Origin of the sequence: Methylobacterium goesingense (assembly GCF_022179225.1) — a bacterium.
In the GTDB taxonomy this organism is placed as follows: domain Bacteria; phylum Pseudomonadota; class Alphaproteobacteria; order Rhizobiales; family Beijerinckiaceae; genus Methylobacterium; species Methylobacterium goesingense.
Map to the genome: position 1 here is coordinate 14,626 of NZ_BPQL01000053.1, position 26,295 is coordinate 40,920.

Consider the following 26,295-nt stretch of genomic DNA (forward strand, 5'->3'; position numbering starts at 1 on the left):
CTATTTGGAAGACACGTTCCCGACCCTTCCACCCTTGCGAGCAGAGCCCATGAGCACAGCCCCCACCGACACGATCGAGGCCCGCACCGAGGCCGAGTGGCGCGCCATCCTGACGCCCGAGCAGTACCGGGTTCTGCGCGAACACGGCACCGAACGGGCCGGTACCAGCTGCCTGAACGCCGAGAAGCGACCCGGAACCTTCCACTGCGCCGGTTGTGACGCGCCGCTCTTCGCCACCGGCACTAAGTTCGAATCCGGCACCGGATGGCCGAGCTTCTTCGACCCGATCGACGGAGCCGTGGAGACGACGGTCGACCGCAGCCACTGGATGACCCGCACGGAAGTCCATTGCGCCCGATGCAAGGGCCACCTCGGGCACGTCTTCGACGACGGTCCGGCGCCGACCGGCCTGCGCTACTGCATGAACGGCATTTCCCTGCGCTTCGAGCCGCAGGGCTGACCGGCCGGAACGACTGCAGGGGCTCACGGAACCCCGCGGACAACGGTGACGGGTGGGGACGGGCGAGGTGGTCCGGCCGCGAAGGTCTTGATTTCGCCGTCGTTTTGCTTAGTCCGGAAGGGAGAAATATTGTCCGGTTCGTCCCACAACCCGGGGATGATCCAAAGATATATCCCATGTCATGGTTTCGCGGCGCGGCCTGCCTCGTCCGGACCCTGATGCCATCTTGACCCGGACGGCCCGCCGCGCTTCAGGGAAGCCGGCGGGCCCGACGCCAGCGCCAGCCCGGACCTCCGCCCCCGGGCCGGCCGCTTCCGCGGAGTTTGCCGATGAGCCTCGTACGCCGCTTTCTCGTGGCCCCCGCCCTGGTCCGCCTCATCCGGAAGGAGCGCGGCGCTGCTCGGATCAGCGAAGGCTACTTCGCGCCCCAGGCCGGGCGCGTCTCCTATGTGCGGGTCGACGGCCAGACCTGCCATCTCGTCCTCGTCACCTCGGCCCCGGACGGCACCACGAGCGAAGAGCGGACCGATGTGCCGCGCGCCCATGGCGACGCGCTCATGGACGTCTGCTCGGGCAAGGCCGCCTATGACCGCACCGGCATCGCCCTCGGCGGCGGCCGGGAAGCGCTGGTCGACCGCTATAGCGTGCCCGGCGAACTCGATCTCCTCAGCGTCTCCTTCGACGGGCCGGACGAGGCCGGTGGCTTCGCGGTGCCCGCTTGGTTCGGCCCCGAGGTCTCCGGGGATGCCGCCTACGATCGCCACGCCATCGCCCTGCAGGGCCCGCCGCAGCCCGGGGAGATCGCCCTCAGCAACGCCGCCCTTGATGCGGTCCTCGATCTCGTGGAGCCGCGCTTCGGCTTCGGCCGCTTCGGCGGATCGGCGCGCACCGGCGACGGCGACGGTATGATGAAGGCCCTGCGCCGCGTGGCTGGCGGCGCCACCGTCGCCGCCCCGGTGGCGGCTGCCGGGGCGGTCTCGGCCGCCGAGGAGCCCGCCTTCAGCGAGCCGGCACCCGTGGAGCCGACCCATGCCGAGCCGGCTCACGTGGAAGCGCCGCACGAGGAGCCGGCCCATGTCGAGGCCGCTTCGGTGGCGGAGGCGCAGCCCGAGGCCCCTCACGAGCCTGCGCCTGCGCCTGAACCGGCGCACGAGTCCCCGCAGAACATCGACTCGCGGATCGACGACGTCATCGAGAGCCTGTCGCAGGCGCTGGGCAATCCCCAGCCTCACGGTACGACCCGGGGCGAGGACGATATCGCCGCCGAGTTCGAGCGCTGGACCGTTCGTCCCCGCCGCACCCAGCAGACCTGAGTCCACAGGCCCGACCGGCGCTGCGGCGTTGGCTCGGGTCGCATTCGATACCTGTGCATCGCGCGGTGCGCGGGAGGGCGCAAATCGCCTTCAGGCTCGAACGGGGGTTGGGTCGGCCCCGATTTGCCGGCCGCCCCTGGCAACCGGTATCGCCGGAAGTATCGGATGCGGCCCGAAAGACCTGGGCGCTGGGCATGGATGCCTGCTGAGCGTGGCTACCATCTCGCTTCGATCTACCGCCAGCGCCCGCACGACCGCACGCGAATCCCAACCCCGAAGACCGAGGCGCCGCACAACCGGTTTCGGCGTCGACCGCGTGGTACGCCTTTCGGTTTGTCACTGGGAGCCGGCCGCCCCGATTGAGCGCTCCGAATAAACTGGCTAGCGTCGGGATTAACAATCAGCGGCTTGCGCTGAGAGCGGCGGGAGGAATCATGGCCCAGGCCATCACACAAGGTACGGTTGAGGCTGGCGCCGGCCGAACCACCAAGGAGCCCTGGTACAAGGTGCTCTACATCCAAGTGCTGATCGCCATCGCACTCGGCATTCTCCTGGGCTACCTGAATCCCGAATGGGGCAAGTCGGTCAAGTGGCTGGGCGATGCCTTCATTGCGCTGATCAAGATGATGATCGCGCCGATCATCTTCTGTACCATCGTGCACGGCATCGCCTCCATCGGTGACCTGAAGAAGGTCGGCCGCGTCGGCTTGAAGGCACTCATCTACTTCGAGGTCGTTTCCACCATCGCGCTTCTCATCGGCGTGCTGGTCGGCGAGATCGTCAAGCCGGGCGCGGGCTTCAACGCCGACGTGACCAAGCTCGACGGCAAGTCGGTCGAGAAATACGCCAAGATGGCCGCCGACGATTCGGTGACCGGGCACATCATGGCGCTGATCCCGAAGAGCTTCTTCGATGCCTTCGCCACCGGCGATCTGCTGCAGGTGCTGCTGATCTCGATCCTCACCGGCGTCGTCGTCACCGGCATGGGCCAGCGCGGCGAGGCCATCACCCACGCCATCGACACGATGGGGCAGATCTTCTTCCGCATCATCGGTCTCGTGGTGAAGCTCGCGCCCATCGGTGCCTTCGGCGCCATGGCCTTCACGATCGGCCAGTACGGCATCGGCAAGGTCGTCGACCTCGCCTGGCTCGTTGGCACCTTCTACGTCACCGCGTTCCTGTTCGTGGTCCTGGTGCTGGGCGGCATCGCCCGGGTGGCCGGTTTCTCGATCTTCAAGTTCCTCGCCTACATCAAGGACGAGCTCCTCATCGTGCTCGGCACCTCGTCCTCCGAGACGGTGCTGCCGCACATGATGACCAAGATGCGCCGCCTCGGCGCCTCGGACTCGGTGGTCGGCCTCGTGATCCCAACGGGCTATTCGTTCAACCTCGACGGCACCAACATCTACATGACCCTGGCCTCGCTGTTCCTGGCTCAGGCCGTGGGGGCGGACCTTTCGTTCGGCCAGTACGCCACGATCATCCTGGTGGCGATGCTGACCTCGAAGGGCGCCTCCGGCGTCACCGGCGCCGGCTTCATCACGCTGGCGGCTACGCTCAGCGCGATCCCCAACAACCCCGTGCCGGTGGCGGCCATGACCCTGATCCTCGGTGTCGACAAGTTCATGTCGGAGTGCCGGGCCATTACCAACCTCATCGGCAACGGCGTGGCCACCGTGGTGGTCAGCCGCTGGGAGGGCGAACTCGATCAGGAGAAACTGAACCAGGTGATGGCGCACCCGATCTCGATCGGCACCGACATCTCCGACCACGCGCCGAACATGGACCCGGTGACCACGCCCGCCGCCGCCGCGGCGCCGATTCCGGCTCCGGCTCGCTGACGGTACCCGGACCTGTCCGAACCCCTGCGCATCGGCATCGATCTCGGCGGCACCAAGATCGCCGGGATCGCCCTGGACCCTGATGGAACGACCCGGGCGGAGCACCGGGTCGCCACGCCGCGGGACGATTACGCGGCGACGCTCGCGGCCATCGCGGATCTGGTGCGGGAACTGGAGGCGCGGGCCGGCGGCGCCGGCTCGGTCGGCATCGGCATGCCCGGTGCGATCTCGCCCCGCAGCGGCCTCGTCAAGAACGCCAACTCGGTCTGGCTGAACGGCCGGCCCTTCGCCCAGGATCTGGAGCGCGCCCTGGCCCGTCCGGTGCGCTTTGAGAATGACGCCAACTGCCTCGCGGTGTCCGAAGCCGTCGACGGCGCCGGGGCGGGCCTTCCCATCGTCTGGGCGATCATTCTCGGTACCGGCGTCGGGTCCGGAATCGCCCTCCAGGGGCGTGCCCTCTCGGGGCGTGCCCTCTCGGGGCGCGACCGGATCGCGGGCGAGTGGGGCCACAATCCGCTGCCGTCCCCGCGCGATGACGAACGTCCCGGCCCCGCCTGCTATTGCGGCCGGCACGGCTGCCTCGAAACCTGGCTCTCAGGTCCGGCCTTGGCCGCCGACCACGCCCGCCGCGCCGGCGCGACGACGACCGGAGAGGCGGTGATCGCGGCCCTGCGCGCGGGCGAACCGGACGCCCTCGCGACCCTGGAGCGCTACCTCGATCGTCTCGGGCGTGGCATCGCGCACGTCGTCAACGTGATCGACCCCGACGTCATCGTCATCGGTGGCGGCCTCTCGCGGGTGCCCGAGATCCTCTCAGGGCTCCCCGAACGCGTGGCGCCGCACGTCTTCACGGATGCGTTCGACACGCCGATCCGGCCGAGCCGGCACGGCGACGCCTCCGGCGTCCGCGGGGCGGCTTGGCTCTGGAACGCGGCCTGAAACGCCGCGACCGTCGATGCCCGCGCTGACGCCGGAAACGCTTGTCAGGGTCGGAATTTTCACATAAAGATATCTTTATGTCTAACGCGGGATCCCCTTCAGCCACTGCCCTGCCGTTTCCGGACGCCCTCGCCATCCTGCGAGCCGCCGCGGAGGAGACGCGCCTGCGCATCCTGGCGCTCCTGGCTGCCGGGGAGCTCTCGGTCTCGGATCTCACCGATATCCTCGGTCAGTCGCAGCCACGCATCTCGCGCCATCTCAAGCTGCTCGTCGAGGCGGGGCTGGTGGAGCGGCACCGCGAGGGCGCCTGGGCCTTCTTCCGCCTCGTGGAGGATCGCGCCGTCCTGGTCGCGCCGCTGGTCGCGGGTCTCGACGGCGGCCGTGCGCCGCTCTCGGAGGATTTCGCCCGCCTGGAGGCCGTGCGCGCCCAGCGGGCCGAGGCCGCGCAGACCTTCTTCGCGCGTCTGGCGCCGAAATGGGACCGTCTGCGCTCCCTGCACGTGCCGGAGGCCACCGTCGAGGCCGCGGTCCTCGACGTGCTCGGCGACCGGCCGATCCAGAATCTCGTCGATCTCGGCACCGGCACCGGCCGCATGCTTGGGCTCCTGGCCGGGCGTGCCGTCCGGGCGGTGGGGCTCGATTCCAACCATGCCATGCTCTCGGTGGCGCGGGCGAACCTGGAGCGCATGGGGCTGGCCCGGGTCGATTTGCGCCAGGGCGATATCCACGCGCCGCCTTTCGGACGGGCTGGGTTCGACCTCGTCGTGGTGCATCAGGTGCTGCATTACCTCGATGATCCGGCCCGCGCGTTGCGCGAGGCCGCCCGCCTCGTCGCCCCCGGCGGCCGTCTGCTCGTGGTGGATTTCGCGCCCCACGATCTCGAGTTCCTGCGCGAGACGCAGGCCCATCGCCGCCTCGGCTTCGCCCCCGAGCAGGTGACGGGCTGGCTCGACGACGCGGGCCTGCCCACCGTCACCACCCGGGACCTCGCGCCCACCGGCGAGGTCGAAGACCAGTTGACCGTGACGCTCTGGCTCGCCACCGCTGCGGCCGAGATGGCGGCGGCCCCGCCCCACTTGACCCTCGAGCGGGCCGTCGCCTGAGGGCGACCCGCTTCACCGCCCGTCTGAACCGACCGACATAGAGGACGACCCGATGCCTTCCGCCTCCCAACATCGCGCCAGCCGCGACGGCTACCGTCCGATCCGGGTCTCCATCGAGTTCTTCCCCCCGAAGACCGAGGAGATGGAGAAGATCCTCTGGTCTTCGATCGAGCGCCTGGCGCCCCTCCAGCCGAAATTCGTCTCGGTGACCTACGGCGCCGGTGGTTCCACCCGCGAGCGCACGCACAACACCGTCGCCCGGATGGTCAAGGAGACGAGCCTTCAGCCGGCCGCGCACCTGACCTGCGTCGACGCCACCCGCGAGGAGATCGACGCCGTCGTGCAATCCTACTGGGATGCCGGCGTGCGCCATATCGTGGCCCTGCGCGGCGATCCGCAGGACGGCATCGGCACCGCGTACCGGCCGCATCCGGGCGGCTACGCCCAGACGGCGGACCTGGTCGCCGGCATCAAGCGGATCGGCGACTTCAAGGTCTCGGTCTCGGCCTATCCGGAGAAGCACCCGGAGGCCTCGTCCCTCGACGCCGACATCGACGCCCTGAAGGCCAAGGTCGATGCGGGCGCCGACCAGGCGATCACGCAGTTCTTCTTCGAGAACGACATCTACCTGCGCTACGTCGACAAGGTGCGGGCCGCCGGCATCGACATCCCGATCATCCCCGGCATCCTGCCCGTGCAGAACTTCAAGCAGGCGGCGAACTTCGCCCGCCGCACCGGCGCCTCGGTGCCGTACTGGCTGGCCGCCCGGTTCGAGGGGCTCGATAACGACGTCGATACCCGGCGCCTCGTGGCGGCCTCGGTGGCGGCCGAGCAGGTGCTCGACCTCGTCGATCACGGAATCAACGACTTCCACTTCTACTCGATGAACCGCTCCGACCTCGTCTACGCCATCTGCCACGTACTCGGCCTGCGCGCCCAGGCCCCGAAGGTTGCCGCCAAGGCCGCCTGAGCGATTCCCGCACATGCACCGCCCCTCCCCATCGGGGGAGGGATTTCCTGCGACGGAACCTGAGAGACCCCATGACCGACCTGCGCCCCGTCGACGGACGAGAGATCGAAGCCGCCCTGCGCCAGCGCGCGGGCGAGAAAATCCTCGTCCTCGACGGGGCGATGGGCACCGTGATCCAGCGCCTCGGCTACGGCGAGGCGGATTTTCGGGGCTCTCGCTTCACGGATCACGGGCATGACCAGAAGGGCAACAACGACCTCCTGATTCTGACCCAGCCCGATGCGATCCGGCAGATCCACCTCGACTACTTCCTGGCCGGGGCCGACGTCTGCGAGACCAACACCTTCTCGGGCACCACCATCGCCCAGGCCGATTACGGCATGGAATCGATCATCCACGAGCTCAATTCGGAGGGCGCGCGCCTCGCCCGCGAGGCAGCCGCCCTGGCTGAAAAGCAGGACGGCCGCCGCCGCTTCGTGGCCGGCGCCATCGGCCCGACGAACCGCACCCTGTCCATCTCGCCGGACGTGAACAATCCCGGCTACCGGGCCGTCACCTTCGATGGGGTCAAGCAGGCCTACGAGGAGCAGGTCCGCGGCCTGATGGATGGCGGCGCCGAACTCATCCTGATCGAGACCATCTTCGACACCCTCAACGCCAAAGCCGCCGTGGCGGCCGCCTGGGCGGTGTTCGAGGAGCGGGGCATGACCCTGCCGATCATGATCTCGGGCACGATCACCGATCTTTCCGGCCGCACCCTGTCCGGCCAGACCCCGGAGGCGTTCTGGAACGCGCTCCGTCATTCCAGCCCGCTCACCATCGGCCTGAACTGCGCGCTCGGCGCCAAGGAAATGCGCGGGCACATCTCGGAATTGTCGCGGATCGCCGACACCCTGGTCTGCGCCTACCCGAATGCGGGTCTCCCCAACGAGTTCGGCCTCTACGACGAGAGCCCCGAGGCCATGGGCAAGCTGGTGGGCGAGTTCGCCACCGCCGGCCTCGTCAACATGGTCGGCGGCTGCTGCGGCACCACGCCGGACCACATCCGCGCCATTGCGGAGGCTGTCGCGGGCGTGAAGCCCCGCGCGATTCCCGAGGTGCCCCGCCTGATGCGCCTGTCGGGCCTGGAGCCTTTCACGCTGACGAAGGAGATCCCCTTCGTGAACGTGGGCGAGCGCACCAACGTCACCGGCTCGGCGAAATTCCGCAAGCTCATCACGGCCGGCGACTACGCCGCCGCCCTCGACGTCGCCCGCGACCAGGTGGCGGCGGGTGCCAGCATCATCGACGTGAACATGGACGAGGGCCTGCTCGATTCCGAGAAGGCCATGGTCGAGTTCCTCAACCTCGTGGCCGCCGAGCCCGACATCGCCCGCGTGCCGGTGATGATCGATTCCTCGAAGTTCCACGTCATCGAGGCCGGCCTGAAGTGCGTCCAGGGCAAGGCGATCGTGAACTCGATCTCCATGAAGGAGGGCGTCGAGAAGTTCATCCAGGACGCCCGGGTGTGCCGTTCCTACGGCGCGGCGGTCGTGGTCATGGCCTTCGACGAGCAGGGTCAGGCCGATTCCTACGAGCGCAAGGTCGAGATCTGCACCAAGGCCTACCGGGTCCTGACCGAGGAGGTCGGCTTCCCGCCCGAGGACATCATCTTCGATCCGAACGTGTTCGCCGTCGCCACCGGCATCGAGGAGCATAACGGCTACGGCGTCGCCTTCATCGAGGCCACCAAGACCATCCGCGAGACGCTGCCCCACGCACATATTTCGGGCGGCATCTCGAACCTCAGCTTCGCCTTCCGGGGTAACGAGCCCGTGCGCGAGGCGATACATGCGGTGTTCCTGTACCACGCGATCCAGGTCGGCATGGATATGGGCATCGTGAATGCCGGCCAGCTCGCGATCTACGACGAGCTGCCGGCGGAGCTGCGCGAGCTCTGCGAGGACGTCGTCCTCAACCGCCGCGACGATTCCACCGACCGCCTGCTTGAGGTGGCCGAGCGCTTCAAGTCCGGCGGCGGCGTCCAGGCCAAGACGGCCGACCTGTCCTGGCGCGAGGCGCCCGTCGAGAAGCGCCTGGAGCACGCGCTGGTCAACGGCATCACCGAGTTCGTGGTGGCTGACACCGAGGAGGCGCGCTTGAAGTCCGCGCGGCCGCTCCACGTCATCGAAGGTCCGCTGATGGCCGGCATGAACGTGGTCGGCGACCTGTTCGGCTCCGGCAAGATGTTCCTGCCGCAGGTGGTCAAGTCCGCCCGCGTGATGAAGCAGGCGGTCGCCTATCTCGAACCCTTCATGGAGGCGGAGAAGCTCGCCAATGGCGGCGACGGCAAGCGCCAGGCCGCCGGCAAGATCCTGATGGCGACCGTGAAGGGCGACGTCCACGACATCGGCAAGAACATCGTCGGCGTCGTGCTCGCCTGCAACAACTACGAGATCATCGATCTCGGCGTGATGGTGCCGGCGGCCAAGATCCTCGATGTCGCCAAGCGCGAGAACGTCGACATCGTCGGCCTATCCGGCCTCATCACCCCGTCGCTCGACGAAATGGTGCATGTCGCAGCCGAGATGGAGCGCGAGGGATTCTCGGTGCCGCTCCTCATCGGTGGCGCCACCACGAGCCGCGTCCACACGGCCGTGAAGATCCACCCTTCCTACAACCGGGGCCAGACCGTCTACGTCACGGACGCGAGCCGCGCGGTGGGTGTCGTGTCGAGCCTTCTCTCGAAGGAGACGCGCGACACCACCATCGAGACCATCCGGGCCGAGTACAAAAAAGTCTCGGACGCCCATGCGCGCTCGGAGCTCGACAAGCAGCGGCTGCCGTTGGCCAAAGCCCGCGCCAACCCGTTCCGGATCGACTGGTCGGGCTACCAGCCGAGCAAGCCGAGCTTCACCGGCGTGCGCGTGTTCGGGTCCTACGAGGTCGCCGACCTCGTGCCCTACATCGACTGGACGCCGTTCCTGCAGACCTACGAGTTCAAGGGCCGCTACCCGGCGATCTTCGAGGATCCCAACCAGGGTCCGGCCGCCAAGGCGCTGTTCGACGACGCGCAGGAGATGCTCAAGCAGATCGTCGACGAGCGCTGGTTCAACCCAAAGGCGATCATCGGCTTCTGGCCGGCGAACGCGGTCGGCGACGACATCGCGCTGTTCACCGGCGAGAGCCGGGCCGAGAAACTCGCGACCTTCTTCGGTCTGCGCCAGCAGCTGACGAAGCGCGACGGGCGCGCCAACACCTGCCTGTCCGATTTCGTGGCCCCGACCGAGACCGGCATCGCCGACTATGTCGGCGGCTTCGTGGTCACGGCGGGCCTGGAGGAGGTGCGCATCGCCGAGCGCTTCGAGCGGGCCAACGACGATTACCGCTCGATCCTGGTCAAGGCACTGGCCGACCGCATCGCCGAGGCGCTCGCCGAGCGCATGCACGAGCGTGTCCGCCGCGAGTTCTGGGGCTACGCCGCCGACGAGACCTTCGCGCCGGAGGACCTGGTGCGCGAGGAATATGCCGGCATCCGTCCAGCCCCCGGCTATCCCTCGCAGCCCGACCACACCGAGAAGGTCACGCTGTTCGACCTCCTCAAGGCGGAATCACGGATCGGCGTGAAGCTGACCGAGTCCTACGCCATGTGGCCGGGCTCCTCGGTCTCGGGTCTCTATATCGCCCACCCGGAGGCGCATTACTTCGGTGTCGCCAAGGTGGAGCGCGACCAGGTCGAGGATTACGCGATCCGCAAGGGCATGGACCTGCGAGACGTCGAGCGCTGGCTCGGCCCGATCCTGAATTACGATCCGGCTCGCTACCTCGCGGCCGCCGCCGAGTAGGGCTGTCCGCGCGCCTTCCCCGTGGGCGGGGCGGGCGCGCGTGTCGAATGGCACGGGAGTGTGGCCGGGCGAGGCTTGACCGTGGGAAGGTCTGCGCTTCAATGCCGATCCGGCTGCACCGGCCCGAGAGCAGCGAAGGGCGCCCCGCACGTGTATCGGCTCACCGTCTCCCTCGGCGCGACGATCGCGCTCGGGCTCGTCGCCTCGGGCTGCACGGGCTTCGCCTACATCTCGAAGACCTATGTGAGCGTCACGCCGCAGGTCGTCACCATCGGCTGCAAGGACCCCTACGAGGTCTACGACCAGCGCCGGGTCCGCAAGATGCTGATCGTGTCCAACATCCTTCGGGAGACTACGGGGTGCGGCATCGACGATGCGTTCGCCGGTGGCGACCCTGACCTGACCCGGGTCAAGCGCTTCCGGGACGCGGCCCGGACTTACCTCGACGAGACGGTGCGGGAGGATTGCCGGATTACCGGCGAGACCGTGTTCACCGATCTCCAGACCGAGTTCACCTATGCCTGCGCCGGCCCCATCGAGCCGCGCGGCACGAAGGTCCCGCGTCTGCCCGGTCGCAGCAACCGGGTCGGTCTCTGAGGTCCAGTCGTACTCTGAGGGTCAGTCGTTTCTGGACGCGCGCGGAAACGTGCGCTCCATCGCGTCGCCCGAGGCCGCGAGCAGGGCGCGGGCGAGGGTGCGTGCCTCCTCCCGGTCCAGCGCCAGGATCGCGGTGACGGGCTTGCCCGCCAGATCGGGCAGGCCGATCTCGACCCGGACCCCATCCGGCGCCGCTGTCACGGCCAAGCTCCAGTCCCGTTCCGTACTCATCGCGTGCCGCGCCTTTCGAGCGCCGTCGACGCGTTCCGTCGCCGGCGCTTCTGCATGACCGATCCCGTCGCACGAGGCCAGGGGGAGGTGCGCGCGCGACCGCGATTGACGGGCCGTGGCCCCTTGGTGTTTGTGCGCCCCGATCCGTCCCGCCCGGCCGGGCGCGGCGACGATGCCCTGGAGAGAGACCCCATGTCCGAGATCTGGTTCCGTACCGGCGAGGCGACCGTGCTCGCGGCTGAGGGACAGTACACCGACGCGATGCCGGAGGTTCTGATCGGCTCCACCCGAGGCCCGGCGGGCCACGCCTTCGCGGGCATGATGGGGCAGGTCCAGGGCCATACCCGGATGTTCGTGGTGCGCGACCTCAATCAGCTTGTGCGCCCGGCCACGATCATGACGACGAAGGTCACGATTCATACGGCCGAGTATGCCGAACTGCTCGGCGGTGTCGTCCAGGCCGCCACGGGGGACGCCATCATCGATTGCGTGATCGAGGGCATCCTGCCCAAGGACGGGCTCGACGACCTCTGCATGATCATCATGATCTGGCTGGACGAGCGCTGCGGGTCCGACCCGAACGTCGACCGCAAGGATCTCTACCGTACGAACTACGAGGCGACGAAGCTCGCCATCGCCCGCGCCATGAAGGGCGAGCCGACCATCGACGAGCTCATCGCCAACCGCAAGACGGTGAAGCACTACGCCCTGGAAGACGTGATCGAGTACTGATCTCTTCCGAGGATACGGTCCGCGCCGGGGCGCTCCTCAGGCGCGGACATGCTCCCAGACCTTGGAGATGACGACCGAGCCCTCGCCCACCGACGACGCGACGCGCTTGACGGAGCCGGCGCGCACGTCGCCGACCGCGAAGATGCCGGGATGCGAGGTGCCGTAGGGCGAGGTCGCCCCGGCGGCCGCCCCGGTCAGAACGAAGCCGTGGGGGTCGAGGTCGACCAACCCCGAGAGCCAGCGTGTGTTGGGGGCGGCGCCCACCATCACGAACATCGCGCAGGTCGGGATCGTGCGTGACGTGCCGTCGCTGCGGATCGTCACGGCCTCGAGGCGGTCCGCGCCGTGCAGGGCGGAGACCTCGGCGCCGTACGCGATGGTGATCGCGGGGTCCGCCTCCAGGCGGCTGGAGAGGTAGCTGGACATCGAGGTGGCGAGGGACGGCCCCCGCACCAGCAAGTGGACATGCCCGGCCGAGCGGCTGAGGAACATCGCCGCCTGGCCCGCCGAGTTGCCGCCGCCGATGACGACGACCTCGGCGTTCTTGCAGTAGCGGGCCTCGATCTCGGTGGCCGCGTAGTAGACGCCCGCGCCCTCGAAGGATTCGAGGCGATCGATCGGCAGGCGCCGGTACTGGACGCCGGTGGCCACCACGACGGCGTGCCCGCGCACCCGCTGGTCGTTGTCGAAGGTCGCGCAGAAGGTGGCGTCGGCGAGGCGTTCCAGCTTGGCGACCCGGCGCGGCATCGCGAAACGCGTGCCGAACTTCAGCGCCTGCACCTCGCCCCGCCAGACGAGATCGGCCCCGGAGATGCCGGTGGGAAAGCCCATGTAGTTCTCGATCCGGCTCGAGGTGCCGGCTTGCCCGCCGATGGCGACATCCTCGATCACCAGGGCGCGCAGCCCCTCCGCGCCGGCATAGACGCCGGCGGCCACCCCGGCCGGGCCGCCGCCCACGATGAGCACGTCGAAGGCCTCGTCGTCGACGAGGGCGTGGTTCAGGCCGAGCAGTTGCGCCACCTTGTCGGGGGTCGGGTCCGTCACCACGATCTCGCGGCCGAAGATCACCGCCGGCCGGTCGATGGGGATCGCGCAGCTGGTCGCGACGGCACCGGCCTCCGGGCTGCCGAGCGCGTAGGACCGGTAGGGCAGCCGGTTACGGCTCGCGAATTCCGCGATGCGGCGGACGGCCCGGTCGTCCTCCTCGCCGATGAGCACCAGGGTGCCGTCCTGCGTGTCGAGCTGGCGCCGCCGCCGCGCGGCCAGGACCGTGATGACGATGTCCGACATCTCGGGGATCTCGGACATCAGCCGCAGCATCGCCGGACGCGGCACCTCGACCACGCGGGTGTCCCGCACCGCCCGCATGGGCATGGAGAAGTTGCCGCCGTTCAGGAAGGCGATCTCGCCCATGAACTGCGTCGGCCCCAGGGTGGAGGGCAGGTGGCGCTCGTCGGTGAACGGGTTGACCACCTCGACCTCGCCGTCCTCGACGTAGACGAAGCGGTCGGCCGGTTCGCCGGCGCGGGCGAGGTACGTCCCGGCCGGGTAGAGGCGCTCGGTTCCGGCGGCCCGGAGGGCGGCGACATGCGAGGCTGCCAGGGGGACGCGCTGCATCTCGCGCAGATCACGGCCGATCGTTTCCATAGGGCGCCTCCGTCGGATGGGGTTCGACGCGGCGCAGCATCGATCACGCCTCCGTGACAGGCAAGATGCGGCATGCAATGCGGTGTCCGGAAAAACCGCCGTGCGGGCGGCCTTGGATCACTCCTGCGGGATGCGTCCAACCGAGCACAGGGTACGGATCGAACCGCTGCTGTCGGTGTAGCAGCTCGCCGACCAGCCGTTCTGCTGGATGAAGGACTTGCGCCGCTCCTTGAGGGCGGTGGCGTGGGCCGTGGCGATGGCGGCCTGAACCGCGCCCGCGCTCTCGCCCACCACGATCTGGGCCGCGATGGCGAGGTCCGCGAAGTAGGCCGCCGAGGGGGTGGGCTCGGAGGAGGCCGCCTGCACGATGGGATCGGCCCGGCAGGTCAGGTCGATATGGAGGCCGCCGGGCACGCGGATGTCGACGCTCGGGCCCGTGCGCCGACCGACCTTGCCCCCCATCGCGGCGGCGATGCGGGCGGCGAGGCCGTCGCATTCGTCGGCCCGGGCCGTGCCGGCGCCAAGAGTCGGTCCGGCGCCAAGAGTCGGTCCGATGCCGAGGATCAGGAGGATCGCGAGACTTCTGACGTGGCGCATGGTCGGGACTCGTGCCGGTGAGGAGCGGCCGGTCGGGCCGCGAAGGCGAGGCGCACCACGGTGCCCCCCGCGTTGCTGTAGGTGAGCTGGCCGCCGAGTTGGCCCGCGAGCCCCTGCGCGATGCGGAAGCCCAGGCTGCGCGCTGTGTCCGGGTTGAAATCCGCCGGAATGCCGCGTCCGTCATCCGCGATGGTGAGCTGCAGGCGTTCCGCGTCGAGCCGTTCGATCTGGATCGTGATGGCGCCCCGTCGCCCGTCCGGGAAGGCGTGCTTGACGGCGTTGGTCACCACCTCGACCACGAGGAGCGACAGGGTTGTGAGCTGGGTGAGGTCGAATCGCACCGGCGGTGTGTCGACGCGGCATACAATGTTCTGCGCACCCGTGGCGTCGAGGAGGTCGGTGCAGAGTTCCTCAAGGTACTGCCCCACCGGACGCTCGATGCTGCTCGGGTCGTGGAGCCGGCGATGGATGCGCGCGATCGTCTCTAGCCGCACCCGGGCCTCGTCGAGGGCGGCGAGCGCGGCCTTCGGGTCGTTGCCGACCTTGCGCTTCTGCAGGGTCAGCAGGGCGGCCACGAACTGCATGTTGTTGGCGACCCGGTGCTGCAATTCCTGGAACATCGTGCGCTGCTGCTCGTAGAGCCCGGCCGAGACCCCCCGCTCAGCGCTCAGCCGCTCGCCCGCCCGGTGCATGACGTGGATCAGCGCGATGTCGACGGCGACGATGAAGACGTAGAAGCACAGGGCCAGCACGGTCGGCCCATCGATGAAGAAGGCGCTGGCCGGCGGGATGAAGAAGTACCAGGCGGCGAGCCCGCTTAAGGTCGCGCAGGTGATGCCGGGCCACAAGCCGAAGAAAAAGGTCGTGAGGATTACGGCCGGGAAGAACGTCAGGTAGGGAAAGCCCGGCGGCAGCATGTCGTCGAGGGCGAAGCGTAGGCAGAGGGCGAGGCCGGAGGCGGCCACGGCGGCGCCCTCGCCGAGCCAGGCGCGCGCGCGCAGGCGCTCGGTCGCGTGGACGACCTGCCAGCCACTCCACCAGGGTCCGTGTATCAATGATCGAAACAGCGTCGTGGGTCTCTTCGGGTTTGGAACCGATCTAGTCTGGTCGCGGTCGGGTGGCCAGCGGGTCCGACCCCGGGGCCGCGATTCGGCCTCAATGGAAATCGCGGCTGCGGTAAATCCGCCGATCCTCCGGGGCTCCGAAATCGGTGGTCTCGGGCGGCAGCCGCAGGCCCCCGGCTCGCAGATCGCGCAGGGCCGCCGAGAGGTCGCGGAACTGTTCCGCCAGCAGGTGCACGACGAGCCCCTGGCGCTGCACCCGGCCCCGCACCGCGAGGAAGCGGGCGCCCATAGCGGTCGCGCGGTTGGCCTCGAACACGTCGCGCCAGACGATGACGTTGGCGATGCCGGTCTCGTCCTCGAGCGTCAGGAACACGGTGCCGCGCGCCGTGCCCGGGCGCTGCCGGGTGAGGACGAGGCCCGCCACGGTGATGCGGGCGTTGTTCGCGACCCGCGCACCGTCATGATGGTCGCGGGCCGGGATCGCGCCGATCCGGGCGAGCCGCGTCCGGAAGAACGCGACGGGATGTCCTTTCAGCGAGAGGCCGGTCGCGGCGTAGTCCTCCGCCACGTGCTCGGAGGGGGCCATGGCGGGGAGGTCCACCGCGGGCTCGTGGCGGAAGAGCCCGTCATCGGCGTGGAAGGCGAAGAGCGGCATCGGCGTCTCGAGGAGGTGGGCTCGCCGGTCGCCGTCGGCGCGCCCGGCGGCCTTGGCGATCTTGGCAATCTTGGCGTCCCTGGCGGCCTTGGTTGCGCTGGTGCCCTCCAGGGTCCGCACCGCCCAGAGGGCGGCCCGCCGGTCGAGGTCGAGGGAGCGGAACGCATCCGCCTCGGCGAGCCGCTCCAGGGCGTTGCGAGGGAGCGCCAGGGCCGCCTGCAAACCCTCGATGCTGGCGTAGCCGTTGCCCCGTAAGCGCACGAGGCGGTGCATGGCCGCCTGCGGCACCCCGCTCACCTGGCGCAGGCCGAGGCGCACGGCCAGGCGCCGCTCGACCCCGGGGGGGGGCGGCTCGGAGGCCGGCTCCAGCGTGCAGTCCCAGTCGCTGGCATTGACGTCGACCCCGCGCACCTCGACGCCGTGGGCACGGGCGTCGCGCACGAGCTGCGCCGGCTGGTAGAACCCCATGGGCTGTGCGTTCAGGATCGCGGCGAGGAAGACGTCGGGATGCCGGCACTTCATCCAGGCCGAGGCGTAGACCAGCAGCGCGAAACTCGCCGCATGGCTTTCCGGGAAGCCGTAGGTCGAGAAGCCCTCGATCTGCTTGAAGCAGCGCTCGGTAAAGTCGCGCGGGTAGCCGCGCGCCACCATGCCCTCCACGAACTTGGTGCGGAAGTTCACGATCTGGCCGTTGTGCCGGAAGGTCGCCATGGCCCGGCGCAGGCCGTCGGCCTCGTGGGGCTCGAAGCCCGCGGCCGTGATGGCGATCTGCATGGCGTGCTCCTGGAACAGGGGCACGCCGTAGGTACGCTTGAGGACGCCCTCGAGTTCGTCCTTCGGTCCTTGGGAGGGATGGGGCGAGGGGTAGATCACAGGCTCCAGCCCCTGGCGGCGGCGCAGGTAGGGATGGACCATGTCGCCCTGGATCGGCCCCGGCCGGACGATCGCCACCTGCACCACGAGGTCGTAGAATTCCTTCGGTTTCAGGCGCGGGAGCATCGACATCTGCGCCCGACTCTCGACCTGGAACACGCCCACCGAATCGGCCTTAGCCAGCATCGCGTAGGTGGCTTCGTCTTCGCGCGGCAGGTCGGCGAGCGTCGGGTAGTCGTGTCCGTAATCGCGTCTCAGGAGATCCACGCCTCGGCGCAGGCAACTCAGCATGCCGAGCGCCAGTACGTCGACCTTCATCAGGCCGAGCACGTCGATGTCGTCCTTGTCCCACTCGATGAAGGTGCGGTCCGCCATGGCGGCGTTGCCCACCGGCACGGTCTCGTCGAGGCGCCCGCGCGTCAGCACGAAGCCGCCCACATGCTGCGAGAGGTGACGCGGGAAGCCGATCAGCGCGTGGGCGAGTTCCAGGGCCTGCCGGATCGACGGGTTGTCCGGGTCGAGCCCGGCCTGCCGGATATGCGCGTCCGGCAGGTCCTTGCCCCAGGAGCCCCAGACCGTGTCGGCCATCACGCCGGTGATGTCGGGGGGCAGCCCCAGGACCTTGCCGACCTCCCGGATGGCGCTGCGCGGGCGGTAGTGGATCACCGTGGCGCAGATCGCGGCCCGGTCGCGGCCGTAGCGCTCGTAGAGGTACTGGATCACCTCCTCGCGGCGCTCGTGCTCGAAATCCACGTCGATGTCGGGGGGCTCGGCCCGGTTCTCCGAGATGAAGCGGGCGAAGAGCAGCCGGATCTCGGTGGGGTCGACCGCCGTGATGCCGAGGCAGTAGCAGACCACGGAATTGGCGGCCGAGCCGCGCCCCTGGCACAGGATGCCGCGCTGCCGCGCGAACTCCACGATGTCGAACAGGGTGAGGAAGTAGCGCGCATAGTCCATCTTCGCGATGAGGCGCAGCTCTTCCTGAATTGTGTTCATGATTTGTTCCGGAATGCCGTCCGGATAGCGCCAGCCCGCGCGCTCCGCGACCCGGTAGGCCAGGTAGTCTTGCGCGGAAAAGCCCGGCGGCACCGGCTCGTCGGGATACTCGTACTTGAGTTCGTCCAGGGAGAAGTCGCAGGACTGGGCGATCTCGATCGTGCGGGCAACGGCCTCGGGATGGTCGGCGAACAGGCGCGCCATCTCGTCCGCCGGCCGCAGGTGGCGCTCGGCATTGGCCTCTAGGCGGTAGCCCGCCGCATTCAGGGTGCAGCCCTCGCGGATGCAGGCGACGATGTCCTGCAGGGGGCGCCGGTCGGGGTGGTGGTACAGCGCGTCCGACACCGCCACCAGGGGCGCGCCGAGGCGGAGCCCCAATTCGGCAAGGCGCCCGAGGCGCCGGCGCTCGTCGCCGCGCCGGCGGTGGCTCCCCGCCAGGGTGACCCGGCCGGGGGCTTCGGCGGCGAGTTCGCGGAGATGACGCAAGAAGGGGTCGTCGTCTCCGAGCCGCTCCGGCGGGACCGCGATGAGCATCTGGCCTTCGCTGGCGGCCAGGAGTTCCGAGAAGTCGAACCGGCACTGGCCTTTCTCGGAGCGGCGGTTGCCCAGGGTGAGGAGCCGGCAGAGCCGGCCGTAGGCGGCCCGGTCCATCGGGTAGGCCACGGCCTCGAAGCCCTCCTGCGTGACGAGGCGCACGCCCGGCAGGAAGCGGATCACGGGCTCGCCGGCCGCCGCCCGCCGCTTCACCTCGGCATGGCCCCGCACCACCCCCGCCAGGGTGTTGCGGTCGGCGATGCCGATGGCGTGCAGTCCGAGTTCGGCCGCCTGCCCCACCATCTCGCCGGGATGCGAGGCCCCCTGCAGGAAGGAGAAATTCGTGGTGACGGCGAGTTCGGCATAGGCGGGCTGCCCGACCATCGGCGTCATCACTGTCCTGGCTCCGCTGTATCCGATTCGTGGTTGAGAACGAATCGTGATCGTTTCGGATCCCGGGGTGCCGGTTTCGCGTCGGGGAGTCAAAGTCCCATGGGCGGCTGGCCAAGCTGTTCGCCGTGCGCTAGCCCGGTCCTCCCCAGACAGGATGTCCCATGCTCACCTGCGCGATCCTCGACGATTACCAGGGCGTCGGTCCCACCATGGCCGACTGGTCGGGGTTGACGGACCGGATCACCCTGCGCGACCTGCGCACCACCTTCGCGACCCAGGACGCGCTCGTCGACGCGATCGGGGATTGCGAGATCGTGGTGATGATGCGCGAACGCACGCCGTTCCCGGCCGAGCTCTTCGCGCGCCTGCCCAAGCTGCGGCTCCTCCTCACCAGCGGCCTGCGCAACCTGTCGATCGATCTCGCCGCCGCGAAGGCACATGGCGTCACGGTCTGCGGTACCGCCAGCCACCCCGAGCCGCCGGTGGAGCTGACCTGGGCGCTGATCCTGGGGCTGGCCCGCCACCTCGTGCCCGAGGTGCAGGCCCTGCGCACGGGCGGCCCCTGGCAGTCCAGCGTCGGCAGCGACCTCGCCGGCCGCCGCCTCGGGCTCCTGGGTCTCGGCAAGACCGGTGCTCGCGTCGCCCGGATCGGCCAGGCCTTCGGCATGGAGGTCAGCGCCTGGAGCCAGAACCTCACGGCCGAGCGGGCCGCGGCGGAGGGCGTCGCCCTGGCGCCCTCCCTGGAGGCGCTGCTGGAGGCGAGCGACATCGTTTCGATCCACCTCGTCCTCGGTGCGCGGACCCGCGGCCTCGTCGACGACGCGGCGCTGCGCCGGATGCGACCCGAGGCGTTCCTGATCAACACCTCCCGCGCCGCGATCGTGGACGAGGCAGCGCTGCTCGCCGCCCTCACCGAGAACCGGATCGCCGGCGCCGGCCTCGACGTCTACGAGACCGAGCCGCTGCCGCCGAATTCGCCCTGGCGCACCCTGCCGAACGTGCTGGCGACGCCGCATCTCGGCTACGTCACGGAGCGGAACTACCGCACCTACTTCCCCGAGATCGTGGAGGATATTTCGGCGTTCCTCGACGGGGTGCCGATCCGCGTGCTGGGCTGAGCCGGCCGGGGCGGCACTTCAGGCCCGCCCCTCGACGAAGGCCCGCATCAGCAGGTGGGCGATCGCCAGCGGCGGCGGCGTGGTCAGCCCGTCGGGATGACGGCCTTCCAGCATCGCCGCGACGGCGTCCCGTGAGAACCAGCGCGCATCGGCGAGTTCCTCCGGATCGAGGGTGATGGCCGCGTCGAGGCTCTCGGCCACGCAGCCGATCATCAGCGAGGACGGGAACGGCCATGGCTGCGAAGCGTGGTAGCGGACCGCGCCGATGGTCAGGCCGACCTCCTCGAAGGTCTCGCGCCGCACGGCGTCCTCGACGGTCTCGCCGGGCTCCAGGAAGCCGGCGAGGCAGGAATACATGCCGTCATGGAAGCGCGGCGAGCGCCCGAGGAGGCAGGCCCCGTCCCGGACGATCAGCATGATCACCACCGGGTCGGTACGGGGGAAGTGATGCGTCCCGCAGGCCGAGCATTCGCGGCGGTAGCCGCCCGCCGCCAGCGTGGTCGGGGTTCCACAATTGGCGCAGAAGCCCTGCCGCGCGTGCCAGCCGAGGAGCGACTTCGCCGTGGCGAGGAGGCCGAGTTCGTGCGGCGCGATCCGGCCTTCGCCGGCCAGACTCCGCAGATCGTTGGTCCGGAAGTCAGGGTCGGCCTCCAGGGCCTCGGACGCCTCGGCCGGCACGACGGCGGCGAAAACCGGGTCTCCGTCGAGGCGCCCGAGATAGAGCGTCAGGCCGCGCTCCCCCGTGCGGGCGGCCATGTCCGGCGTCAGGAGCGCGGTATCGCCCGAGAGCACGACGCGGTCGCCCGCCAGGATGGCGATGCGTGCCCCGGGCGCGTCGAGATCGGGGATCGCGGCGGCGCTCTCGGCCGAGTGGCGCACGAGGCGGCTCTGGACGTAGCCGAGCTGGCCCAAGGGATCGGTCATCGGATCGGCCATCGCCTCAGGCCGCCGCGAACAGGGCGCCGATGCGCTCGATCATCTGGGCGCGGGCGTGGTGCGGGTAGGGGGTCGCGGTGCCGACGCCCCAGACCGGCTTCGGCCAGGCGGGATCGGAGAGAAAGCGCCCGATCACGTGGACGTGGAGTTGGGATACGACGTTGCCGAGTGCCGCGACGTTGACCTTGTCGGGCTTGGCGAGCGCCAGCATCACGCCCGTCGCGATCCGCATCTCGTCCATCAGGCCCCGCGCATCCTCCGGCGACAGGTCGGTGATCTCGCTGGCGCCGGCCCGGCGCGGCACCAGGATCAGCCAGGGGAAGCGGGCATCGTTCATGAGAAGGACGCTGCACAGGGCGAGGTCGCCCACGTGCACGGTGTCGGCGGCCAGCTGCGGGTCGAGGGTGAAGTCTGTGCTCATCGCGACGCGATGTAGAGCGGAAACCTGGCCGATGCGAGGGGCGCGGCCCTCAGATCCCGCTGAACCAGTTGTAGCCCTGGTCCTCCCAGTAGCCGCCTGGATAGTCGTTGGTCACGAAGATCGCCGCGATGTGCTTGGGGCTCTTGAAGCCGAGCTTCGTCGGCACCCGCACCCGCAAGGGGTAGCCGTACTCGGGCGCGAGGGGCTGGCCGGCGAAATCGAGGGCCAGGACCGTCTGCGGGTGCAGGGCGCTCGGCATGTCGAGGCTGCCGTAATAGCGGTCGGCGCATTTGAACCCGACATATTTCGCGGTGAGGTCGGCGCCGGTCCGCTCCAGGAAGGTCCGCAGGGGCACGCCGCTCCACTGCCCGATCTGGCTCCAGCCCTCGATGCAGATGTGGCGGGTGATCTGGCTCTCCTGAGGCAGGGCGCGCAGCTTCTCCAGCGTCCAGGGCGCCTTGTCGGCGACGAGGCCGGAGACTTCGAGCTTCCAAGTCGCCGCGTCGATCTCCGGGATGTTGTCGGGCGGGTAATAGGCGTTGAAGCGAAACGGCGTATCGATCATCGAGGCCGGGTAGGTCGGGGCCAGGGTCGCGGGATCGAACAGCCATCGCTGGACCCGGTCGTTGGCCCGCGACATCGCCCAGAGCACCCGGTCGGCCAGGGAGCCGTTGCTGCCGGTGGAGAGATCGCAGCCGGAGAGCAGGGTCAGTGCCCCCAGCGAGAGGCCGCCGCGCAGTACCATCCGGCGCTCCAGGCGCGCGAGGTCGGGGGCAAGGTCGCGGCGCAGGGCCTTGAGGCGGGCGGCGTCGTCGGGATCGCGGTGCATCAGCGGACGGTCTCCTCGGTGACGCGGGCGCGGCCGGTGATCATCGCCAGCAGCGTCTTCGGCACGACGATCACGAGGGCGAGGTGCAGGAGGATGAAGCCGGCAAGACCCGCCATGGCGAAGAAGTGGACCCGGCGCGCCCACTCGTAGCCTCCGAACAGGTTCGCGAGGCTCTGCCACTGCACGGGCTTCCACAGGGCGCAACCCGAGGCGACGAGCAAAAGCCCGAGCGCGATGGCGATGAGGTAGGCGAGGCGCTGCACGGCGTTGTAGCGGCCGACCCGGTGGCTGAGCCGCAGCGCCAGGGCCGCGCGGGCGTCGCGCCAGACCGCGCCCGGGCTCAGGGGCAGGAAACTCGTCGCGAAGTGGCGGGCCAGGAGCCCGTAGGCGACGTAGGCGAGGCCGTTGAGGGCAAACAGCCACATGGCGGCGAAGTGCCAGGCAAGCGCGCCCCCGAGCCAGCCGCCCAGCGTCGCCCATTTCGGGAAAGCGAAGGGGAAGAGCGGCGAGGCGTTGTAGATCGCCCAGCCGCTGAACAGCATGCAGAACACCGCGACCGCGTTGATCCAGTGTGTGACCCGCACCACGAGGGGGTGGATCACCACGAGGCGCGACGGGGTTTCGGGAACGATCGTCAACAGGACCTCGGTATCTTGGGGGGCTTGGCTTCTTGGAGGCGGGGACGTTTCTCGGAAGCCGTGACCCCGGCCCCGCCCGCTGCTGCGGATAGGGCCGGGGACCAGATCACATCGACGGCACGGTGCCGTTGCGGCCGACGATCAGCACGACGGCGTTGAGCTTTCCGTCCGGCCCGGCCTTCGTGAAGGCCACGACCTTCTCGCCCGCCACCACGATGCTCTTCTCGCCCGGGTCGACCAGGGTCACCGGCACGTCCTCGGGGACCACCACCTTCTTCTCGCCGCCCTGATACTTGACCAGCATGGTGCGTCCGTCGGTGCCGGACAGGCTGCCGATGGCACCGTTGGTCATGGTCGAGTTGGAGCCGAGGTCCCACGGGTAGTGCCCGTCCGCGGTGCCGCGCAGGGAGGAGGCGAACACCGTGACCTGCAGCGCCTTCTGGGTGCCGTCCGGCTGCGGGATCGCGGCCGTGCCGATGTAGCTCTCCGACTTGATGTCCGAGAGCTTGCCGCTGCTGGCGGCCAGGATCTTGGTGTCGTCGCCGAAGGTCACGGTCTTGGTCTCGCCCATGCGGGGCTTGATGGTCACGGTCGAGCCGTTGACGGACTCGATCGTGCCCCGGTAGCGCACCACGTCGTCGGCGCGGGCGGGCGCGGCGGCGAGCGCGAGACCGAGGGTCAGTCCGGTCAGCAGGGTCTTCATCATGGCGTTCCTCCGTGTCTGTTCAGGCGTGGAATCGGGTCTTCAGGGGGCGTGGTCCGCCCGGGCGTCCGCGAGCCATTCGGGAGTGGCGAAGCCCGGCTTACATCGACGCATTCGGGCCGCTTCGGCAGGGCCGGGTCACATCGGCGGAACAGTGCCGTTCTCGCCGACGACCATGCGCTCGGCCACGGCGACGCCGCCCGCATCGGCCCGGGTGAAGGCCACCACGCGGGCCCCCGGCTTGATCTTGCCGACATCCCCCGGTGCGAGGGCCACGACCGGTACGCCTTCAGGGACCGTGATGGTCTTCTCGCCGCCCTTGTAGGTCACCCGGATCGTGCGGTCGCCCGTGCCCGAGAGGGCGCCCACCGCGCCGTTGGTCATGGTGTTCTCCTTCTCGAGATCCCACGGGTAGTGGCCGTCCCCGGTGCCGCGCATACTGGGCGCGAAGACCGCGACCTCAAGGGCCTTGAGGGTGCCGTCCGGCTGCGGGGTCGCGGCGGTGCCGATGTAGCTGTCGGGCTGGATGTCGCTGATCTTGGCCGCGTTGGCGGTGGCGACCCGCACGGTCTCGCCGAGCTTGACCTGCACGCTGGCCCCGAGGCGCGGCTTGATCGTGATGCTCGCTCCGTCCACCGCCTCGATCGTGCCGCGGATGCGCACCACGGGGGAATCCGCTCGGGCCGGCAGGCCGATCAGAATTCCGGACAGGGCGAGTCCGGAGAGGACGAGGGTCAGCGACTTCATGCGAATGGTTCCGGCAGCCGGTCCATGCCGGCCCCGGAAGGCTGAGCCCGTTTGGAGATGCGCGCAAGTCAATTGCGCGCGATCCGGATGATTCGGGTCGCGGTTTTCAGCCGCCCTCGATCTCGCCGCGCTCGGCCCTAGTGAGCCATCAGCATCGGGATTTCCGCATGGGCCAGGAGGTGGCTCGTCGGCCCCCCGAAGATCATCTGGCGCAGGCGACTCTGCGTGTAGGCCCCCTTGATCAGCAGATCGCAGCCGAACGCCTCCGCCTCGGCCAGGAAGACCTCGCCCGGCGTGCGGCGCCCGGCGGAATGGGCGCGGAAATCCGCCGCGATCCCCTCGCAGGCCAACGACCGGGCCAGATCCTCCGCACTCGGGCCCGGCACGGTGCCGCCCTCGACGCTGATCACGCGGATGCGCTGGGCCTGGCGCAGGAACGGCATGGCGAAGGCCACCGCGCGGGCGGTTTCCGTCGAACCGTTCCAGGCGATCAGGATCGCGTCGCCCAGGGTGGCGGGGGCGATCGGGGGGGCCAGCAGGATCGGGCGGCCGCTCTCGAACAGGGCCGTCTCGAAGGTGGTCATGCGGGGTGAACCGTCGTCGGTCCCGGGGCGCCCGACCACGGTGGCGGTGAACAGGCGTGCGTATTGCCCGAGGAAGGCGTCCCCAGCCGGCACGTCGGGTCGCCAGCGGTAGCGGGACCCGGCAGTCCCGACCGTCTCGGGCGTGCAGGGCCCGTCGCTCGCCAGGGGGACGCCGGCCTGCTCCATGAAGGTCACGAACCGCTGGCCGGCCGTCTCGGCCTCGGCCTTGTCGGCCTCCTCGTCCCGCAGCCAGGTCATGCCGCCGACCATGTCGACGGGCACGTACTCGGCGAGCGCCGGGCGCAGGGACACGCCTTCGATGAGGCTTCCGAACCGGCGCGCGGCCAGGATGGCGGTCTCGAAGACGGACGGGAGCGCGTCGTGGGACGCGACGGGAACGAGCAGGGTCTTCATGGAAGGGCCTTTCTCGCGGCGGCACGATCGAACCGGAAGCTAATGGGAAACGGCCGCTGCGGAAACCGGCGCATGTGCGGCCCCCAGACCTTTTCCAGAACGCCTTTTACGGCCCATCCTTCCCGGGAGAGCTTTTCCGGCTCGCCGCCCCGAAGGTCACGAACCGCATCTCCAGGCATTCGTTGGCGACCTGTAGCCTACTGAGTCCGCAAAGCTTGGCCTTAAGAAGGGACAGATTTTCGGCCGGGGTGCGAAGATTGGATCACGCGAGCATGGAACTCAATCGCTTTAGCGTCGTTGGCCCCGCAACCGTGACGGGACGTTGCGCTGACGGGTTGTTTTAGCCTGTGCGCCGCCTGTGACGTCCATCAATACGAATTCGAGGATCTCATGATCAAGAAGACCTTTGCCGTGACCGCCGTGATGGCCGCCCTCGCCACCCCCGCCTTCGCGCAGGGCATGCCGGGTGATTTCCGCATGGAGGCCATGCAAGCCAACGCCTTCGAGATTCAGTCGAGCCAGATCGCGCTCAACAAGAGCCGGAATCCGCAGGTGCTGCGCTTCGCCCGCGAAGCGATCCGCGACCATCGCGCCGCCAACGTCGCCCTGGCGGGTGGTGAGCGCAACTACGCGGCCGTGCGCAACAACGAGGGTGTCGGCGGCCTGATCACGGCCCCGCTGGGGGTGGCCGGCGGTGCGGTGGGCGCGGCCACGGGTGCGGCGGCCGGTGTCGTCGGCGGAACGCTCAGCGGTGGCCCGGTGGCCGGCGTCGAGGGCCTTGGGAGCGGTGCGGCGCGCGGCGCCGAGACCGGCAGCCGTGCCTTCAGCGGCGATGTCGACGCCACGGCCGGCACCACGATCATTCAGCCGAACCCGCAGCAGCAGGCGATGCTTGCCGAACTCTCGCAGACCCCAGCCGGCCCGCGCTTCGACAGCCTCTATGGCCGCATGCAGGTCCAGTCGCACGAGATGACCATCGGCATGTTCCGCTCTTACGCCGCGTCTGGCCCGAACCCGGCCCTGCGCGCGCATGCCGAGCAGGCCCTGCCGGTGCTGCAGTCCCACTACCAGATGGCGCAGCGTCTGCCCGGCGCTCGCTGATCCGAAGGGAGCGACACACCGGACCCGTCGCCCGG

General features: G+C 69.4%; 23 protein-coding genes. 11 read left to right on the plus strand and 12 right to left on the minus strand.

Annotated features, from left to right (window positions below; all coding sequences use genetic code 11):
• Nucleotides 1–49: 49 nt before the first annotated feature.
• From msrB to MFF30_RS10195, 8 genes are all read left to right on the plus strand, one after another.
• Nucleotides 50–460 (plus strand): peptide-methionine (R)-S-oxide reductase MsrB, encoded by a 411-nt coding sequence (gene msrB, locus MFF30_RS10160; RefSeq protein WP_238279230.1) that lies wholly within the window; start codon nucleotides 50–52, stop codon nucleotides 458–460.
• A 329-nt stretch (nucleotides 461–789) separates the two neighbouring features.
• Entirely contained in the window at nucleotides 790–1,773 is a 984-nt protein-coding gene (locus tag MFF30_RS10165; RefSeq protein WP_238279231.1) for a CYTH domain-containing protein, read from the plus strand.
• A gap of 434 nt (nucleotides 1,774–2,207) precedes the next feature.
• On the plus strand, nucleotides 2,208–3,614 hold the full coding sequence (locus MFF30_RS10170) for a dicarboxylate/amino acid:cation symporter (protein WP_238279232.1): 1,407 nt from the start codon (nucleotides 2,208–2,210) through the stop codon (nucleotides 3,612–3,614).
• Nucleotides 3,615–3,638: 24 nt separating this feature from the next.
• Nucleotides 3,639–4,553, plus strand: coding sequence for an ROK family protein (locus tag MFF30_RS10175; RefSeq protein ID WP_238279264.1), 915 nt, complete (start codon nucleotides 3,639–3,641; stop codon nucleotides 4,551–4,553).
• A gap of 77 nt (nucleotides 4,554–4,630) precedes the next feature.
• Nucleotides 4,631–5,656 carry an ArsR/SmtB family transcription factor gene (locus MFF30_RS10180; RefSeq protein ID WP_238279233.1) on the plus strand — a complete coding sequence of 342 codons (1,026 nt, stop codon included), beginning with the start codon at nucleotides 4,631–4,633 and terminating at the stop codon, nucleotides 5,654–5,656.
• A gap of 52 nt (nucleotides 5,657–5,708) precedes the next feature.
• Nucleotides 5,709–6,626, plus strand: a complete 918-nt coding sequence (metF, locus tag MFF30_RS10185) for a methylenetetrahydrofolate reductase [NAD(P)H] (protein WP_238279234.1) — start codon at nucleotides 5,709–5,711, stop codon at nucleotides 6,624–6,626.
• 71 nt (nucleotides 6,627–6,697) lie between these two features.
• Complete coding sequence (gene metH / locus MFF30_RS10190; RefSeq protein ID WP_238279235.1) at nucleotides 6,698–10,450, plus strand: methionine synthase; 3,753 nt, start codon at nucleotides 6,698–6,700, stop codon at nucleotides 10,448–10,450.
• 150 nt (nucleotides 10,451–10,600) lie between these two features.
• The gene (locus MFF30_RS10195) at nucleotides 10,601–11,047 is read left to right on the plus strand and encodes a hypothetical protein (RefSeq protein WP_238279236.1); all 447 of its coding nucleotides are present in this window, start codon (nucleotides 10,601–10,603) and stop codon (nucleotides 11,045–11,047) included.
• A gap of 21 nt (nucleotides 11,048–11,068) precedes the next feature.
• Here the strand turns inward: MFF30_RS10195 and MFF30_RS10200 are convergent, their stop codons facing one another.
• Entirely contained in the window at nucleotides 11,069–11,278 is a 210-nt protein-coding gene (locus MFF30_RS10200; RefSeq protein ID WP_238279237.1) for a hypothetical protein, read from the minus strand.
• A gap of 192 nt (nucleotides 11,279–11,470) precedes the next feature.
• On the opposite strand from MFF30_RS10200, the gene fae reads away from it, so the two are divergent.
• Nucleotides 11,471–12,010, plus strand: coding sequence for a formaldehyde-activating enzyme (gene fae / locus MFF30_RS10205; protein WP_238279238.1), 540 nt, complete (start codon nucleotides 11,471–11,473; stop codon nucleotides 12,008–12,010).
• Nucleotides 12,011–12,046: 36 nt separating this feature from the next.
• Here the strand turns inward: fae and MFF30_RS10210 are convergent, their stop codons facing one another.
• From MFF30_RS10210 to MFF30_RS10225, 4 genes are all read right to left on the minus strand, one after another.
• Nucleotides 12,047–13,657 (minus strand): FAD-dependent oxidoreductase, encoded by a 1,611-nt coding sequence (locus MFF30_RS10210; RefSeq protein ID WP_238279239.1) that lies wholly within the window; start codon nucleotides 13,655–13,657, stop codon nucleotides 12,047–12,049.
• Nucleotides 13,658–13,774: 117 nt separating this feature from the next.
• Nucleotides 13,775–14,254 (minus strand): hypothetical protein, encoded by a 480-nt coding sequence (locus MFF30_RS10215; RefSeq protein WP_238279240.1) that lies wholly within the window; start codon nucleotides 14,252–14,254, stop codon nucleotides 13,775–13,777.
• Nucleotides 14,221–15,309, minus strand: coding sequence for a sensor histidine kinase (locus MFF30_RS10220; RefSeq protein WP_238279241.1), 1,089 nt, complete (start codon nucleotides 15,307–15,309; stop codon nucleotides 14,221–14,223). The genes MFF30_RS10215 and MFF30_RS10220 overlap by 34 nt, the downstream gene beginning before the upstream one ends.
• A 100-nt stretch (nucleotides 15,310–15,409) precedes the next feature.
• On the minus strand, nucleotides 15,410–18,769 hold the full coding sequence (locus tag MFF30_RS10225; RefSeq protein WP_238279242.1) for an error-prone DNA polymerase: 3,360 nt from the start codon (nucleotides 18,767–18,769) through the stop codon (nucleotides 15,410–15,412).
• A gap of 161 nt (nucleotides 18,770–18,930) precedes the next feature.
• Here MFF30_RS10225 and MFF30_RS10230 point away from each other — a divergent pair, with 161 nt between their 5' ends.
• A complete protein-coding gene (locus tag MFF30_RS10230) occupies nucleotides 18,931–19,887 on the plus strand; it encodes a D-2-hydroxyacid dehydrogenase family protein (RefSeq protein WP_238279243.1) in 957 nt (318 codons plus the stop codon).
• Nucleotides 19,888–19,905: 18 nt separating this feature from the next.
• Here the strand turns inward: MFF30_RS10230 and nudC are convergent, their stop codons facing one another.
• The 7 genes from nudC to MFF30_RS10265 all read right to left on the minus strand — a co-directional run bounded on the left by nudC (nucleotide 19,906) and on the right by MFF30_RS10265 (nucleotide 25,159).
• Nucleotides 19,906–20,811, minus strand: a complete 906-nt coding sequence (gene nudC, locus MFF30_RS10235; RefSeq protein WP_238279244.1) for an NAD(+) diphosphatase — start codon at nucleotides 20,809–20,811, stop codon at nucleotides 19,906–19,908.
• Between the two features lie 16 nt (nucleotides 20,812–20,827).
• Entirely contained in the window at nucleotides 20,828–21,244 is a 417-nt protein-coding gene (locus MFF30_RS10240; RefSeq protein ID WP_238279245.1) for an HIT domain-containing protein, read from the minus strand.
• 49 nt (nucleotides 21,245–21,293) lie between these two features.
• On the minus strand, nucleotides 21,294–22,073 hold the full coding sequence (locus MFF30_RS10245) for a molybdopterin-dependent oxidoreductase (RefSeq protein ID WP_238279246.1): 780 nt from the start codon (nucleotides 22,071–22,073) through the stop codon (nucleotides 21,294–21,296).
• A complete protein-coding gene (locus MFF30_RS10250; RefSeq protein WP_238279247.1) occupies nucleotides 22,073–22,711 on the minus strand; it encodes a cytochrome b/b6 domain-containing protein in 639 nt (212 codons plus the stop codon). The genes MFF30_RS10245 and MFF30_RS10250 overlap by 1 nt, the downstream gene beginning before the upstream one ends.
• 106 nt (nucleotides 22,712–22,817) lie before the next feature.
• Nucleotides 22,818–23,417 (minus strand): hypothetical protein, encoded by a 600-nt coding sequence (locus MFF30_RS10255; protein ID WP_238279248.1) that lies wholly within the window; start codon nucleotides 23,415–23,417, stop codon nucleotides 22,818–22,820.
• A gap of 135 nt (nucleotides 23,418–23,552) precedes the next feature.
• On the minus strand, nucleotides 23,553–24,161 hold the full coding sequence (locus tag MFF30_RS10260; protein ID WP_238279249.1) for a hypothetical protein: 609 nt from the start codon (nucleotides 24,159–24,161) through the stop codon (nucleotides 23,553–23,555).
• Between the two features lie 137 nt (nucleotides 24,162–24,298).
• Entirely contained in the window at nucleotides 24,299–25,159 is an 861-nt protein-coding gene (locus MFF30_RS10265) for a universal stress protein (RefSeq protein WP_238279250.1), read from the minus strand.
• A gap of 390 nt (nucleotides 25,160–25,549) precedes the next feature.
• Between MFF30_RS10265 and MFF30_RS10270 the strand changes: the two genes are divergently transcribed.
• The gene (locus MFF30_RS10270) at nucleotides 25,550–26,260 is read left to right on the plus strand and encodes a DUF4142 domain-containing protein (RefSeq protein WP_238279251.1); all 711 of its coding nucleotides are present in this window, start codon (nucleotides 25,550–25,552) and stop codon (nucleotides 26,258–26,260) included.
• The last annotated feature ends 35 nt before the right edge of the window (nucleotides 26,261–26,295 follow it).

Bases quoted from the DNA above. Each gene is read 5' to 3' on its own strand.
- msrB (WP_238279230.1), top strand. From the start codon at position 50: ATGAGCACAGCCCCCACCGACACGATCGAGGCCCGCACCGAGGCCGAG.
- MFF30_RS10165 (WP_238279231.1), top strand. From the start codon at position 790: ATGAGCCTCGTACGCCGCTTTCTCGTGGCCCCCGCCCTGGTCCGCCTC.
- MFF30_RS10170 (WP_238279232.1), top strand. From the start codon at position 2,208: ATGGCCCAGGCCATCACACAAGGTACGGTTGAGGCTGGCGCCGGCCGA.
- MFF30_RS10180 (WP_238279233.1), top strand. From the start codon at position 4,631: ATGTCTAACGCGGGATCCCCTTCAGCCACTGCCCTGCCGTTTCCGGAC.
- metF (WP_238279234.1), top strand. From the start codon at position 5,709: ATGCCTTCCGCCTCCCAACATCGCGCCAGCCGCGACGGCTACCGTCCG.
- metH (WP_238279235.1), top strand. From the start codon at position 6,698: ATGACCGACCTGCGCCCCGTCGACGGACGAGAGATCGAAGCCGCCCTG.
- MFF30_RS10200 (WP_238279237.1), bottom strand. From the start codon at position 11,278: ATGAGTACGGAACGGGACTGGAGCTTGGCCGTGACAGCGGCGCCGGAT.
- fae (WP_238279238.1), top strand. From the start codon at position 11,471: ATGTCCGAGATCTGGTTCCGTACCGGCGAGGCGACCGTGCTCGCGGCT.
- MFF30_RS10210 (WP_238279239.1), bottom strand. From the start codon at position 13,657: ATGGAAACGATCGGCCGTGATCTGCGCGAGATGCAGCGCGTCCCCCTG.
- MFF30_RS10215 (WP_238279240.1), bottom strand. From the start codon at position 14,254: ATGCGCCACGTCAGAAGTCTCGCGATCCTCCTGATCCTCGGCATCGGA.
- MFF30_RS10225 (WP_238279242.1), bottom strand. From the start codon at position 18,769: ATGACGCCGATGGTCGGGCAGCCCGCCTATGCCGAACTCGCCGTCACC.
- MFF30_RS10230 (WP_238279243.1), top strand. From the start codon at position 18,931: ATGCTCACCTGCGCGATCCTCGACGATTACCAGGGCGTCGGTCCCACC.
- nudC (WP_238279244.1), bottom strand. From the start codon at position 20,811: ATGACCGATCCCTTGGGCCAGCTCGGCTACGTCCAGAGCCGCCTCGTG.
- MFF30_RS10240 (WP_238279245.1), bottom strand. From the start codon at position 21,244: ATGAGCACAGACTTCACCCTCGACCCGCAGCTGGCCGCCGACACCGTG.
- MFF30_RS10245 (WP_238279246.1), bottom strand. From the start codon at position 22,073: ATGCACCGCGATCCCGACGACGCCGCCCGCCTCAAGGCCCTGCGCCGC.
- MFF30_RS10255 (WP_238279248.1), bottom strand. From the start codon at position 23,417: ATGATGAAGACCCTGCTGACCGGACTGACCCTCGGTCTCGCGCTCGCC.
- MFF30_RS10260 (WP_238279249.1), bottom strand. From the start codon at position 24,161: ATGAAGTCGCTGACCCTCGTCCTCTCCGGACTCGCCCTGTCCGGAATT.
- MFF30_RS10265 (WP_238279250.1), bottom strand. From the start codon at position 25,159: ATGAAGACCCTGCTCGTTCCCGTCGCGTCCCACGACGCGCTCCCGTCC.
- MFF30_RS10270 (WP_238279251.1), top strand. From the start codon at position 25,550: ATGATCAAGAAGACCTTTGCCGTGACCGCCGTGATGGCCGCCCTCGCC.